General features: G+C 70.3%; 12 protein-coding genes, 1 tRNA gene and 1 pseudogene. 10 read left to right on the top strand and 4 right to left on the bottom strand.

The annotated features are described in order from the left end of the window. The first annotated feature begins 111 nt into the window (after positions 1 to 111). The 8 genes from ACIGQF_RS22880 (at position 112) to ACIGQF_RS22845 (ending at position 8521) form a co-directional block, all read left to right on the top strand. A complete protein-coding gene (locus tag ACIGQF_RS22880) occupies positions 112 to 1275 on the top strand; it encodes an SCO3242 family prenyltransferase (protein ID WP_399713122.1) in 1164 nt (387 codons plus the stop codon). Further along, the gene (locus ACIGQF_RS22875) at positions 1272 to 2333 is read left to right on the top strand and encodes a sugar phosphate isomerase/epimerase family protein (protein WP_399713120.1); all 1062 of its coding nucleotides are present in this window, start codon (positions 1272 to 1274) and stop codon (positions 2331 to 2333) included. Before ACIGQF_RS22880 ends, ACIGQF_RS22875 begins: the two co-directional genes overlap by 4 nt. Further along, the gene (locus tag ACIGQF_RS22870; RefSeq protein ID WP_399713117.1) at positions 2327 to 3199 is read left to right on the top strand and encodes an EboA domain-containing protein; all 873 of its coding nucleotides are present in this window, start codon (positions 2327 to 2329) and stop codon (positions 3197 to 3199) included. Before ACIGQF_RS22875 ends, ACIGQF_RS22870 begins: the two co-directional genes overlap by 7 nt. Before the next feature lie 5 nt (positions 3200 to 3204). Then, positions 3205 to 4053 (top strand): TatD family hydrolase, encoded by an 849-nt coding sequence (locus ACIGQF_RS22865; RefSeq protein ID WP_399713115.1) that lies wholly within the window; start codon positions 3205 to 3207, stop codon positions 4051 to 4053. A 16-nt stretch (positions 4054 to 4069) separates the two neighbouring features. Next, positions 4070 to 5425, top strand: coding sequence for a metabolite traffic protein EboE (eboE, locus tag ACIGQF_RS22860; protein WP_399713113.1), 1356 nt, complete (start codon positions 4070 to 4072; stop codon positions 5423 to 5425). Next, positions 5422 to 6891 (top strand): nucleotide pyrophosphatase/phosphodiesterase family protein, encoded by a 1470-nt coding sequence (locus ACIGQF_RS22855; protein WP_399713110.1) that lies wholly within the window; start codon positions 5422 to 5424, stop codon positions 6889 to 6891. The genes eboE and ACIGQF_RS22855 overlap by 4 nt, the downstream gene beginning before the upstream one ends. Before the next feature lie 20 nt (positions 6892 to 6911). Beyond that, the gene (locus ACIGQF_RS22850; protein ID WP_399713107.1) at positions 6912 to 7982 is read left to right on the top strand and encodes a sugar phosphate isomerase/epimerase family protein; all 1071 of its coding nucleotides are present in this window, start codon (positions 6912 to 6914) and stop codon (positions 7980 to 7982) included. Between the two features lie 155 nt (positions 7983 to 8137). Continuing rightward, positions 8138 to 8521, top strand: a complete 384-nt coding sequence (locus ACIGQF_RS22845; RefSeq protein ID WP_361566048.1) for a chorismate mutase — start codon at positions 8138 to 8140, stop codon at positions 8519 to 8521. A 30-nt stretch (positions 8522 to 8551) separates the two neighbouring features. On the opposite strand, the gene ACIGQF_RS22840 is transcribed toward ACIGQF_RS22845, so the two are convergent. After that, positions 8552 to 9103, bottom strand: coding sequence for a GNAT family N-acetyltransferase (locus ACIGQF_RS22840; RefSeq protein ID WP_399713103.1), 552 nt, complete (start codon positions 9101 to 9103; stop codon positions 8552 to 8554). Positions 9104 to 9419: 316 nt separating this feature from the next. Between ACIGQF_RS22840 and ACIGQF_RS22835 the strand changes: the two genes are divergently transcribed. Next, positions 9420 to 9504: transfer RNA gene (locus ACIGQF_RS22835), tRNA-Leu, on the top strand. A gap of 138 nt (positions 9505 to 9642) precedes the next feature. Here the strand turns inward: ACIGQF_RS22835 and ACIGQF_RS22830 are convergent. The 3 genes and pseudogenes from ACIGQF_RS22830 to ACIGQF_RS22820 all read right to left on the bottom strand — a co-directional run bounded on the left by ACIGQF_RS22830 (position 9643) and on the right by ACIGQF_RS22820 (position 11785). Then, positions 9643 to 10014, bottom strand: coding sequence for a hypothetical protein (locus ACIGQF_RS22830; RefSeq protein ID WP_399713636.1), 372 nt, complete (start codon positions 10012 to 10014; stop codon positions 9643 to 9645). 175 nt (positions 10015 to 10189) lie between these two features. After that, positions 10190 to 10519, bottom strand: a pseudogene (locus tag ACIGQF_RS22825) (recombinase family protein); the annotation flags it as partial. Positions 10520 to 11020: 501 nt separating this feature from the next. After that, positions 11021 to 11785 (bottom strand): hypothetical protein, encoded by a 765-nt coding sequence (locus ACIGQF_RS22820; protein WP_399713100.1) that lies wholly within the window; start codon positions 11783 to 11785, stop codon positions 11021 to 11023. A gap of 154 nt (positions 11786 to 11939) precedes the next feature. Here ACIGQF_RS22820 and ACIGQF_RS22815 point away from each other — a divergent pair, with 154 nt between their 5' ends. After that, positions 11940 to 14000 (top strand): trypsin-like serine protease, encoded by a 2061-nt coding sequence (locus tag ACIGQF_RS22815; protein ID WP_399713097.1) that lies wholly within the window; start codon positions 11940 to 11942, stop codon positions 13998 to 14000. Positions 14001 to 14128: the final 128 nt, after the last annotated feature.

The following is a 14128-nucleotide window of genomic DNA, read 5'->3' as shown; positions in this document are numbered from 1 at the left end:
AACGCCCCGGTGGGCCTAACGGGTCTGAGGCGCCGCACGAGTCTCTCGGGTTCCGCCGGCTCCGCGGGTTCCGCGGGTTCCGCGGAGAGCGCCCCAGGATCTCCGAACGTTATGGGTCTCGCATCCCCCGGCCCCGCGCCCGGCGATCACCACACGTCGCCCCACCCCCACGCAGACACGCCCCTGCATGCCGAGAGGCACCCGCACGCCGACGACACGGCCCCCCACCCCGCCGTATGCGGCTGCCGCAGCTCAACCGCCCTCCGGGCCCTCCTCCCCGTCCGCTCCCTCCGTGCATGGCACTTCCTTCGATCCTCCCTTCGTTCCCCCGGATCGCTGCGGGCCTGGGCGGAGCTGCTCCGGATTTCCGCACCGGCCAGTGTCCCCGGCGACCTCCTCGCCGGCGCCGCGGCCGCCGGCCTGCGCCCCAACACCCGTACCGCGCTGGCCACCCTCTCCTCCCTCTTCCTGTACGAGGCAGGCATGGCCCTGAACGACTGGGCCGACCGCGACATCGACGCCGTGGAACGCCCGCACCGCCCCATCCCCTCCGGCCGCATCACCCCCGGCGCCGCCCTCGCCGCGGCCGGCGGTCTCACGGCGGCCGGCCTTGCCTGCGCGGCAGCCGCCGGCCGCCCGGCCCTGGTCACCGGTACCGCCCTGGCCGCCACCGTCTGGGCCTACGACCTGCACCTCAAGAACACCGTCGCCGGCCCCGCGGCCATGGCCTGCGCCCGCACCCTCGACCTCCTCCAAGGCGCCGTCGCCACCACCGCACCCGGCTCTCCCGCGAGCCCCGCCGCTCGCCGCGCCCTCCCCTCAGCCGCCCTGCTCGGCGCGCACACCTTCACCGTCACCACCGTCTCCCGCCGCGAGGCCCAGGGCTCCTCCTCGTCCCTGCCCCTGCTGGCCCTCGCAGCGGTCACCGCCCTCGCCCACACCGCAGCCGACGCCCGCTCCCTCGTCCGCCTCCCCGCACCCCCCACCCCGCCCCCTACTCCCGCTCTCACTCCCACCCCCGCTCCCACTCCCGCCGACATGGCGGCTCGGATACTCGCCGCCGGCTACGCAGCCACCGCCGCCCGCCCCCTTCTCCTCGCCACGCTCAACCCCTCGCCCCATTTCCTCCAACGGGCCGTCGGCGGCGGCATCCGCGCGATGATCCCGTTGCAGGCGGCCCTCGCCGCGCGAGCCGGTGCGCCGGTCACCGGCACCGCGGTGCTCGCGCTCATCCCCGTCGCCCGTCGCCTGTCCCGGAAGGTCAGCCCGACATGACCCCGACACCCCCGCGGCCGTCGACAACGCTGTCACCGCTCCGTCTCGCCTACGGGACCAACGGCCTCACCGACCTCCGTCTGACCGACGCCCTCGCCCTCCTCTCCGACCTCGGCTACGACGGCGTCGCGCTCACCCTCGACCACATGCACCTCGACCCCCTCGCCCCGGGCCTGGCCGCCCGCACCGCGCGAGTGGCCGAAGCGCTACGGACCACGAATCTCGCCGTCGCCATCGAAACCGGCGCCCGCTACGTACTCGACCCCCGCCGCAAACATCACCCCACGCTCATCGATCCCGCCCCGGAAGCCCGTGCCGCCCGCGCCGACCTGCTGCGCACCGCCGTACGCATCGGCGCCGACCTCGGCGCCACCGCCGTGCACTGCTTCAGCGGCGTACGCGATCCCGGCAGTCCGGACACCGACTCCTGGCAGCGCCTGGCTGACACCCTGGCCCCGATCGCCGACGCGGCCTCCGAAGCCGGCCTGCCGCTCGCCGTGGAACCCGAGCCCGGCCACCTCCTCTCCGACCTGGCCGGCTTCCATCACCTCCGTACGCTGCTGGGCGAGCCCGACCCGGACGTACTCGGGCTGACCCTGGACATCGGCCACTGCCAGTGCTTGGAGCCGCTGCCGCCCGCCGACTGCGTACGAGCCGCCGCCCCCTGGACCCGGCACGTCCAGCTGGAGGACATGCGCCGCGGCGTCCACGAGCACCTCCCCTTCGGCGACGGCGAGATCGACTTCCCGCCGGTGCTCGCCGCCCTCTGTGACACCGGCTACCAGGGCCTGGTGAGCGTCGAGTTGCCCCGCCACTCCCACGCCGGCCCCATTCAGGCCCAAACCTCCCTCCACTTCCTCCGCTCAGCCCTCTCCACGATGACCGCTGCCACGGCCACCGACGCCACGCCCACCGAGGCCACGGCCGCCACTGCCACGGCCGCCACTGGCGCGACCACTAATGCCGCAACCACTGCTGCGACCACCACCCGCACCGAAGGCGCCCCACCCCGAGCCACCACCGCCGCCGTCACCCGCAACGGAGGTGCACCGTGCTGAACCCCGACGACGCCTGGATCGCCCGCCTGGACAAGGCACTCCGCGACCGCCTCGGTGGTGACGCCCGCGCCTGGCTGGACGAGGCCCTCGCCGAAGCCACCGCCCACGGCGCGACCGGCGCCACCGCCCACGCCACGACCGAAGCCACCGGTCGCGCCGCCGCCGAAGCCCCCGCCGCGGCCTTCGCCTTCGCCCACTCCGCCGCCGAAGCACCCGGCGCAGGCACCCCCGCCGTGTGGGAGATGCGGTTCGCGTCCGCCGGGCGGTGGTGCGTGCGGGAGGAACCGCCGCGCCACCCCGACCCGGAGGCCACCGAAGCCGCACGCGTGCTGATCCTCTGCACCGCCCGCGCCGACGGCCCCACCGTTACCCGGCTCTACGAGCACGGCACGGCCGCCGAGCGCCGGGCCGTGCTCCTCGCACTGCCGCGGCTGCCGTTGGGTACCGACGGCCGCGCCGGCCTGCCGCTCATCGAGGACGCCCTGCGGACGAACGACACGCGGCTGGTCGCCGCGGCCGTGGGCCCGTACGCCGCACGGCACCTCGATGCACACGCCTGGCGGCACGCCGTGCTCAAGTGCCTGTTCACCGGTGTGTCGGTGGACGCCGTCGCCGGTCTCGCCGAACGCTCCCGCGGCGACGGCGAACTCGCCCGCATGCTCGGCGACTACGCCCGCGAACGCACCTCAGCCGGCCGTCCCGTACCCGACGATCTCTCCCGCGTTCTCGCTCTCACCCAGATGTCCCCCCTGTCCGCCGACACTTCCCCCGGCTCGTCCGTCAGTCCGTACGCCGACCGCTCCGGCAACCCGTTCACCGGCCCGTCCGGCAGTCCGTCCCCTGGCCTGTCCTCCGAGGAGGCGTAACCCCGATGCGAATCTTCGATCCGCACATCCACATGACCTCCCGCACCACCGACGACTACGAGGCCATGTACGCGGCGGGCGTGCGCGCCCTCGTCGAGCCGGCCTTCTGGCTGGGGCAGCCGCGGACCTCACCGGCGAGCTTCTTCGACTACTTCGACTCCCTTCTCGGCTGGGAGCCCTTCCGGGCCGCCCAGCACGGCATCGCCCACCACTGCACCATCGCGCTCAACCCCAAAGAGGCGAACGACCCCCGCTGTACCCCCGTCCTCGACGCACTGCCCCGCTACCTCGTAAAAGACTCGGTCGTCGCCGTCGGCGAGATCGGCTACGACTCGATGACCCCGGCCGAGGACAATGCCCTGGCCGCTCAGCTCCAACTCGCCGTGGACCACGGCCTGCCGGCCCTCGTCCACACCCCCCACCGCGACAAGGCCGCGGGGCTCAAACGCACCCTCGACGTCCTGCGCGAATCCGACCTTCCCCCCGCTCGTGTCGTCCTGGACCACCTCAATGAGACAACGGTAGGGGACGCCACTGACAGCGGCTGCTGGCTGGGCTTTTCCATTTATCCGGACACCAAGATGGACCCGGAGCGGATGGTGCGGATCCTCCGCGTGCACGGCACGGAGCGGGTGCTCGTCAACTCCGCTGCGGACTGGGGCCGCAGCGACCCGCTCAAGACCCGGCACGTCGGCGAGGCCATGCTCGCCGCAGGGTTCTCGGAGGACGACGTGGACCAGGTGCTGTGGCGCAACCCCGTCGAGTTCTACGGCCAGAGCGGACGGGTGACCCTGGATATCGCCGACCCCGGCGCCCTCCACGAGGGCAACTCCATCCTCCGCGGCGGGGAATGAGGAGGCGGGCGGACCCATGCGCTTCCGGCATCCCGACGGTTCCACCGTCCACCTCGCGTACTGCACCAATGTCCACCCGGCCGAGACCCTGGACGGCATCCTCGACCAGCTGCGCGACCACTGCGAGCCCGTACGCAAACGGCTCGGCCGCGACCGGCTCGGCATCGGCCTCTGGCTGGCCCGTGCCGCGGCCCGCGTACTGACCGCCGACCCCGCGGCCCTCCGCCTCCTGCGCAAGGAGCTGGAGGTACGCGGCCTGGAGGTCGTCACGCTGAACGGTTTCCCGTACGAAGGGTTCGGCGACAGCCACGTCAAATACCGGGTCTACCGGCCGGACTGGACCGAGCCCGCCCGCCTGGAGTACACCTCAGACCTGGCCCGGCTGCTGACCGCACTGCTGCCCGACGACGCCACAGAAGGCACCATCTCCACCCTCCCGCTCGCCTGGCGCACGGACTTCGACGAGCACCGGCGCACTGTCGCACTGGAAGCACTGCACACCCTCGGCGCACGCCTGGACGCGCTCCAGGACACCACTGGCCGCTCCATCCGCATCGGCCTGGAACCGGAGCCCGGCTGCACCATCGAAACCCTCGCAGACGCCCTGGAAGCCCTGACCGGCACCTCAGGCGCCCCAGGTCCATCAGGCACCCCAGGTCCAACAGACACCGCAATCACGCCAGGCATCCCCGGCGATCCAGCCATCGCAGGCACTCCGAATACCCCAGGCACCCCAAACGCCTCAGACATCCCAAGCGCCTCAGACATCCCAGCTGCACCGGCCACCGCCGTCCCCACCCACCGCATCGGCGTCTGCGTCGACACCTGCCATCTCGCCACCTCCTTCGAGGAGCCCGGCCCGGCGCTGGACGCCCTGCACCGCGCGGGCATCCCCGTCGTCAAGGCCCAGCTCTCCGCCGCCCTGCATGCCGAGGAGCCCGCGCGTGCGGATGTCAGGGACGCGCTCGGTGCCTTCGCCGAGCCGCGCTTCCTGCACCAGACCCGCACCCGCTCCGCGCAGGGCGCGCTGCTCGCCACCGACGACCTCGACGAGGCGCTCGGTGACCGGGGGAGCGGTACGGGGCTGCCCACCGAAGCTCCGTGGCGCGCCCACTTCCACGTACCGCTGCACGCGCCGCCGCAGCCACCCCTCACCTCCACGCTGTCGGTGCTCCAGGACACGCTCGCCCGTCTCGTCGGCCCGGCCGCGCCGCCTCGTACGCACCACCTGGAGGTCGAGACGTACACCTGGCAGGCCCTGCCGCCCGAGCTCCGGCCGCGCACGCGCGCCCGGCTCGCCGACGGCATCGCCGCCGAGCTCTCCCTCGCCCGCGACCTGCTGACCGACCTCGGCCTCAAGGAACTGCCATGACCGCGCACGAGAGCCGCCCCGGCGACCCCGACGAACCCCGAGACCCCGAGGGCCCCGAAGGCACCGCCGCGGCTTCGTTCGACCCCGCGCCGCCGCCCCAGCCCCTTCTGGTCCTCGATGTCGTCGGCCTCACCCCCCGCCTCCTCGACCACATGCCGCACCTCAAGGCGCTGGCCACGGAGGGCTCGTACGTTCCGCTGCGCACCGTTCTCCCGGCCGTCACCTGCACCGTGCAGTCCACGATCCTCACCGGCACGCTCCCCTCCCGGCACGGCATCGTCGGCAACGGCTGGTACTTCCGCGATGTCGGCGAGGTCCACCTCTGGCGGCAGCACAACGCCCTGGTCGGCGGCGACAAGCTGTGGGACGCGGCCCGCCGCGCCCACCCCGGCTACACCGTCGCGAACGTCTGCTGGTGGTACGCCATGGGCGCGGACGTCGACTGGACCGTCACGCCGCGGCCCATCTACTACGCCGACGGCCGCAAGGAACCCGACTGCTACACCCGGCCGCCCGCCCTCCACGACGAACTCACGGAGCTGCTCGGGCCGTTCCCCCTCTTCACCTACTGGGGGCCCACGGCCGCTCTCACCTCCTCCCAGTGGATCACCGACGCGACCCGCCACATCCTGCGCACCCGACGTCCCGACCTCACCCTCAGCTACCTCCCGCACCTCGACTACGACCTGCAGCGTTACGGCCCCGACGACCCCCGCTCGCACGCGGCCGCCGCCGCACTCGACACCGTCATCGCCCCCCTCCTCGACGACGCCCGCTCGGCCGGCGTCACCGTCGTCGCCCTGTCCGAGTACGGCATCACCCGCGCCCACCGCCCCGTCGACATCAACCGCGCACTGCGCCGGGCCGGCCTGCTGGAGGTGCACACCCAGGACGGGATGGAATACCTCGACCCGACCGCGTCCCGCGCCTTCGCCGTCGCGGACCACCAGATCGCGCACGTCTACGTACGCCGTCCCGAAGATCTCGACGCGACCCGCGAAGCCCTGGCGGACCTGCCCGGTATCGCCGAACTCCTCGACGACGAGGGCAAGAAGCAGCACGGGCTGGACCACCAGCGCGCCGGCGAACTCGTCGCCGTCGCCGAACCCGACGCGTGGTTCACGTACTACTACTGGCTCGACGACGCGCGCGCACCGGACTTCGCGCGCCTGGTCGAGATCCACCGCAAGCCCGGCTACGACCCGGCCGAACTCTTCATGGACCCGCGCGACCCCTACGTACGGCTACGCGCCGCCACCGCACTGGCCCGCAAGAAGACCGGCATGCGTTATCGCATGGCCGTCGTCCCCCTCGATCCCGAGCCCGTGCGCGGTAGTCACGGGCGTATCCCGGACCACGAGGACGACGGGCCCGTCCTGATCTGCTCCACCGCAGGCACGCTCACCACCCCCCTCGATGCGACCGAAGTGAAGTCCTTGCTCCTCAAGCTTGCCGCACGGCACTGACAATCGACTTTGGAGCCGCAATGACCAGCGACGTTCCCAACCCGCGCACCTCGCGCCACCCCGAGCTCGCGCGCACCCTCGCCCGCCGCGGATTCCTCGGCGTGGCCGCCGGTGCCACCGCGGCGGCCGTCCTCGGCGCCTCGCAGGCCCAGGCCGCGCAGCCCGGCGCGCGCCCAGCACCCGCCGGCGCCGGCGGCCACCGCCCCGTCGTCCCGCCCGGCCGCCTCGGCATCCAGCTCTACACACTCCGCGACAAGACCTCCTCCCTGGGCTTCGCCAGAGTCTTCGAGGAACTGGCCCGCTACGGATACGACGAGGTGGAGTTCGCCGGGTACACACAGGGCTCGGCCGGAGCCATCACGCTCGCCCAGCTGAAGCGCCTCATGCGGAACAACGGCCTGCGGGGCATCGGCAGCCACGTCGGCTACTACTCCTCCGACCCCAACGCTTACACCTTCGCCACCAACCTCACGAAGGTGCTCGACGACGCCGAGGCCCTCGGCCTGCCGTACGTGGGCACCGCCTCGGGCCCCGACCGCTACGGCAACACCGTCGACGGCTGGAAGCGCGCGGCCGAGGACTTCAACACCTACGGAGCGGCCGCCAGAGCCCGCGGCATGTACTTCTACCAGCACAATCACGCTGAGGAATTCGCCTTCGCCACCGACAACCCGAAGGTGCGGCTCTACGACGTCCTTCTTGCCGAGACCGATCCGCGCCTCGTGAAGCTGGAGATGGACATCTACTGGGCGTACGTCGCGCAGTACCGCTTCTCCAAGCGCCCCGACGGCACCGCGGCGCCCTTCGAGCCGCTCGACTACGTCCTCGCCGACCCGGCCCGCTACCCGCTCTTCCACGTCAAGGACGGCGAGCACGACGAGGCCGAGCGGGACGGCTACCGGATGGTCGATGTGGGTGACGGCGACATCGACTACCGCCGCTTCATCAGCCGCGTGGACCGCCTCCCGGGCCGTCAGCGTCACAACTGGCTCGTCGAACGCGATGACGCCGTCGACCCGGCAGTCAACCCCGCTGGTTCCCTCACCACGGCCCGCCGCTCCGCGCGGCACCTCCTTCACCTGCGCGGATAGCACCGCCTCGTGCAGGCAGGGCGGCCGCCTCTCCGTGCGGCTACTCCGCGCAGCCACTCCGTGAGACGGCGGTTCCGTCCCTTACGTGCTCCTCGTCCGGGCCGGGTAGTGTGCCCCACGATCACGCACTACCCGACCCAGATTGGCGACACGACATGAGCGAGTGGACGCCCGCCACGCCGACCACGGCCGGCGGAGACCCGCGCTCCCACGCGGCCTCCGTATCGGACGAGGCGGCGCGGGAGCGGCTGCTGTACCTGCGCGGCAGCATCGACAACCTCGACGCCGCGCTGGTGCACCTGCTCGCCGAGCGCTTCAAGTGCACGCAGCAGGTCGGCGAACTCAAGGCCCGGCACAGCCTGCCGCCCGCCGACCCGGCCCGCGAGTCCACGCAGATCGCCCGCCTCCGCCGCCTCGCAGAAGACGCCAAACTCGACCCGGCCTTCGCCGAGAAGTTCCTCAACTTCATCATCGAAGAGGTCGTCCGCCACCACAAAGCGATCGCCCAGAACGCAGAAGCGGAAGAGCGCGCCCGCTGACACCGCTCCCTGCGCTTGGCGCGCGTCCGGTCACAGCTCCCGCACGAAGGACACGCGGTCCAGCCCCGGCCCGTCGTAGTCCGTGTGGACCGCCACGCCGTCCTCCACATGATCGCCCGGCTCGACCCGGAAGCCCATCCGCGAGTGGTACGCGATCGAGTTCCGGTTGACCGGACTCGTGATGGAGCGGACGCGAGACCGGCCGTGCCCTCGGGCGAGGTCGAAGAAGCGGTAGTACAGCGCGCTGCCCAGGCCGCCACGCTGCGCCTCCGGGTGCACGCCCACGAAGTGGATGTACGCCGTCTCGGGATCGGTCTGCGACAAGAACCCGATGAGAAACGCCCGCAGCGCCGCCGCCCCCTCCACCTCCTCCACAAGAAGGCTCGTCCCCGCAAAGTGCTGGAGGAACAGCCGCGGCACCAGAAGACGCCGCTGCTGAGCCCCCGCCTCACCCCCCTGACCGCCCCACCAGTCGGTCAGCGCCCCTTGAAGTACCGCGTGGTCCGAGGGCCGCGGATGGCGCACCGTGAGACCGGGCGGGAACGGTCGAGGCGATTCGTGGTCAGTGGATCGCACAGTCATGCGACGAGCCTACGGTGATCAAGCGCCGCCCCCCCACGCGTTCCGCCGTCCTCCTCAGAACCAGCGACAGCCCGGCCGCCCGGGCCCACCCGCACAGCCGGCCGTCACGTCGATCACCATCTTGATCACCATCCGTACAGACCGTCCACACATGCTGTGATCAGCGAAAACGCCAAACGGGGCCCGGCCGGCCACCGCCACCCCCGAGTCATAAGTCGCCCTTATGTCTGCGCGAATATGGATGTGAAACCCACTCCGAAACCTTGGTATTGTTGTCCATGTCGCCGCGGGCAAGGCCCCGCGCCGACGACACCTAGTCCGGGTGGCGGAATGGCAGACGCGCTAGCTTGAGGTGCTAGTGCCCTTTATCGGGCGTGGGGGTTCAAGTCCCCCCTCGGACACATAGTTCGCACACGCTGCGCGGTTTCCGCGCAGCGGTTATCGGCGCCCGTTCCTGGCTTTCGGCTGGGGCGGGCGTTTGTCGTGTCTGGGTTCCTTCCGTGGGTGGCGGATGGTGGGGCATGGTGGCTGGTCTCAGCTCAGTCGATGTAGATCCTTTCTGCCGTGGGTGTGCTGGTGGCGAGCGTCTCGTCTTTCGGGTCGTAGGTGAGTGTGATCTTGTCTGTCCGGAGGCGGGAAGCGATTCGGGCCGGCTCGTGCGGGGGCCGGTCGAGCCGGATGGCGAGGGCCGGCAGGTGGGGCAGGATGCGGTCTTCGCGGATGTAGGCGTTGGGTGGCCTGGTGGTAATGGACGGGCTGGCGGAGTTGTGGCCGTGGCGGCAGCGGTACGCGGCCCGGTGGGAGGACCAGGTGCCGTCCATCCGGCGACGGCACAGGCTGCCGAGCAGAAGCCCGGACAGCAGATAGTGGTGACCGGGCGCTGTCTCGCGGGGGATCTCGATGTTCTGCACGGTGACGAAGTCGGCTTCGCTGACCAGCGCAGGGTAGTGGGGTCGTGGCAGTGGAGATGGCCCAGTCTGCGGACGGATTCCCACGCACGGTGTCGCGGGTGCCGAGGGTGGTGTTGGCGGGGTCGAGCAGGGTGTGGTCGGTGCGTTGCCGGTTCCAGACTTGGTGGCCGGTGTAGCGGGGGTTGGCCAGGATGGCCCGGACGGCGGTCACCGTCCACTGGGTACCGGCGCGGTGCGGATTGCGGGCGGGGTCGCTGGCGGACGGGCACGGTAAATGCGCATCGTTGAGTGCCCGGGTGATGCGGGCGATGCTGTGCCCGGCCAGGCGCTGGGTGAAGATCCAGGTGACGATCGGCGCGGTGTGTGGGCCGGTGTCCAGGCGGTGGAGGCGTACGCCGCGGCGCGCCAAGGCGAGATTGGGGTGGGGGCCGGCGTCGGTGAGGCGGCAGCCGCAGGGCGGCCGCCGAGGTAGCGGCCGGCCCTGGTCGCGAGCCTGGACGGTCATCGAGGTGAGGGCGCGCATGCGGGCGCGAGCGGCCCGGTCCACCGGGAACGGACTGGTGGCCGGCCCGCCCTTCATCGCGCGGATGTGGCTGGAGTCGGCCGCGGCGCGGGAGCAGGCCAGCAGGTCTACGGCCCGCAGCTCGGTGAGCAGCAGCTCGTGCAGACACCGCCAGACCCGGGCTCGTTCCAGTCCCGTAGCCGTCGCCAGCAGGTCATCCCCGAGCCGAAACCCAGCTCCGGGGCAGAAACTCTCAGCGGGTCTCGGCGTACAGCACGAACAGGATCCCGCTCCACCTTGCGGCTATCCAGATGATGACGACCCGGGCGTCGCGGTTTACGCGGGGTACCAGCAGCAGCTCGATGCGCGCCCACAACTCGTCGTCGATCTCCCACGGCCTGGCAGCGGCCGTCCCCGTCGCGCCAGGCTCGCCCCTTGGCCAGCACCAATGAGCACCGGCGCACACCGTCATTCCCGGAGGTACAGGAGCCGGGTGCTGTTGCGCTACTGGTCTGCCGTCAGCCTCCGCTCCGAGTGGACACCCTGGTCTTCACTGGTGACGCTGACATGATCGGCTCCTTCGTCACCGTCCCACCACACCGCGAAGTCCCGTGCGAGCGCGTCGATGTACTCCTTCGTCCGGGGCTCCTGGCGGGTGAGGTAATCGGTGGATATGGTCAGCGCGCCGGATGCACGCCGACCGTATCCGATGCTGAGAGATGTGATGTGGTCCGCGCGGCTCCGTCCCATCTCTGTGTGTTCCGTGGTCCAGGTCTGGAAATCCGTGAGGAGATTGACGGGGCTGTTCCCGTCGTACAGCGTCGCCTCTTTCACCTTCTTGCCGCCCTGGCTGCGGAAGATCGCGATGCCGGCGGAGGCGTCGTCGTCCCACCACTCCTGGAACGCCTCCGCCAGTGGGCCGACTTCCTTTTCGGCGGAACCCCATGGGCCGTAGTCGGTGAGTACATCGGCCGTCCCCGCTCGACTGTCTGACTCGTAGCGCAGCCGCAGTGACAGCACATGTCCGGCGAGTTCGTCATCATGCTCGGAGGTATTCGACTTCAGCCACGACCGGAAGCCGCGCAAGAGGTTGGGATCGTCATCCTCGTCGAGCTTCTCCTCCTCATGTGTTGTCGAGCTCCCAGCTGTTGGCGAATGCGAGGCTGAGTGGCCTCCGTCGCCGGACGCGCACGACGTCGCCAAGAGGGCGACGATTCCCGCCGAAAGTGCTATTTGCCCAGCTCGCATCCGTTGGCAAACCTTGGTCACGGTTCGCTCCTATGCCCCGTATTGGTCGCGTCTTTACTGTTTGCATAGGGTACATTCCTCCCTGCTCTAGACCAATCGGGGCTTCTGACCAAGGCCCCGCGTTCGTTCCATGGGGGAACACACCACCTTGAAAGCAAGAACGATCCTTCCCGCGGTGACGGTGCTCGTGACGGCCGCTGCCGGCCCAGCACTGGCGGCCGAACCTTCGGCGACGCCCGGCGCCCCGCATCCCACCGCCACCCGGCCGGCAACCACCCCTGAACCCTTCGATACGCAAGAACCGCCGCAGCCTCCGAACTCCTCAGACGGGCCGAGTCCCTCTGACACCGCGGAACGACCAGGCGCGTCGGGGCGGCCAGGGCCCCCGGAAGGTGTGCCCACTCCGCGGCCGTCGGCCACACCTGACCAGCCGTCCGCCACTGACGATGGAGCGCTGGCTCGCTCCCTGGCCAAGTTCTGGACGCCCGAGCGGATGGCCGAGGCTCAGCCGGTTGAGGAGCAGCAGGCCCGCGAAGCCCGGTCCCGGACGAAGGCGGCTTCGAGCAGCACTTCGACGCGCCCCAGCGCCCCCCAACTGCGCTCGCCTTCCCACACGTTCAAAGGCCTCAAGCAGGTCGGCACGTTCTACTGGGCACAGAAAGCAGGCAACGACTTCCCCGACCGTTACGACTACCGTTTCTGCGGCGGCACCGTCGTGCCGTCCCCGGGAAAGAACCTGGTCGCCTCCGCCGCGCACTGCTTCGACAGCAATGACCAGAAAGAGAACCTGATCTTCGTGCCGCAGCACAGCGCGAAGAACCCCATGCCGCATGGGCTGTTCCCCATCAAGAAGGGCAGCATCTTCAAGGACCCCGGATACACGGGGACCAAGAAGAGCGAGGAAAACTACACCGACGTCGACGTTGCGTTCCTCGCCACCGAGCCGCGCAGCGACGGGAAGAAGGCCGAACAGGTCGTCGGCGCCATCCCGCTGGGCTTCAATACCGGCTTCGACCACAGTGTCCAAGCCATCGGGTACCCGTATCTGTACGGTGGGGGGCATTACAAGCCGAAGCAGGACCCGCTCAGCTGCACCACGCCGATGAAGCGGTACCAGACCGGCAATACCCGGGACAGCGGGGGGCGGCTCTGGCGCGGCGGCGTCTTCTCGGAAATCCATTGCGACGGTTATGTCGGTGGCACGTCCGGAGGCCCCTTCATCACGGCAGGTGGCGAGTCGGCCAAGCTTGTCGGCGTCACCGGTGGCTGGATGACTGGCGGACACAACGCCAACATCTCCTACTCCTCCTACTTCGACGGCGACGTCAAGCGCATCTACGACGCGGCGAAGGCCGGCAAGCAGCCGGCGAGCATCAATCCGCCCCCTATGAAAGAGCCGGTACTGCCCGCTGCCGGCACGTGGAAGTACGCACGGGACATCGCCAACGGCTACTTCGCGCTCGATGGCCCGGTCGCCGAGGACCGGATGGACATGTTCGTACGCTGGGCCGATGGTGAGCTGAGCATCTACCGGGGTGCCGAAAAGGGAAAGGGATACTTCGACAAGGAATTCAAGGTCCAAAGCCCCAACAGTCTGTGGCGCAACCACGCCAAGCAGATCGTCGCGGGCGACTTCACCGGTGACAGTGGCTCCGACCTCATTGTCCGCTGGTCGGACGGCGAGGTGACCCTGTACCCCTCGGTGGACGAGAACGGTTTCCACGGTGAACGGCAGCTTGTAGCCCCGAACGGCACCTGGAAACATGCCGAGGCGCTGACCGCGGGGCGGTTCGGCGGCAACAAGCGGCAGGACGACCTCGTCGTGCGGTGGTCGGACGGAGAGGTCTCCCTCTACCAGAACACCGGTACCGCCCTCGGCAAGGAGGTCAGAGTCGTCGCCCCCGGTACGGGCCAGGCGGGAACATGGAAGCACGCCACTCAGATCACGGCCGGTGACTATGCCGGAGACGACACCTGGGACCTCATCGTGCGCTGGTCGGACGGCGAGCTGACGCAGTACCAGGACTTCACGGGCACCGGCGACTCTTGGGGCGAGCACAGGTGGCGGGCCCCCAACGACCTGTGGAAGCACGCCCTGGTCGTGAGCGGTGGCGACTTCACCGACAACCCTTGGGCCGACGACACCGTCGTCCGCTGGTCCGACGGTGAACTCACCCTCTACGCCGACGGCAACGCCTCGGGCATTGGCGCGGAGCACCGACTTGTCGCCCCGTGATCGGCGCCTCCAGTAGCTCCTAACGGACGAAGGCACCACGGCAACGCGGCGGGTAGTGACCATATTCGCCGCCGCGTTGCCCGCTCACCCCAGTTTCCTTGTCACTCCCTCGCCGAAGTTCACGGCAG

The sequence above is a fragment of the Streptomyces sp. NPDC053560 genome (genome assembly GCF_044544605.1).
GTDB lineage: Bacteria > Actinomycetota > Actinomycetes > Streptomycetales > Streptomycetaceae > Streptomyces.
Note: the sequence above shows the minus strand (reverse complement) of the source record. Positions and strands in the feature narration are given on the sequence as shown.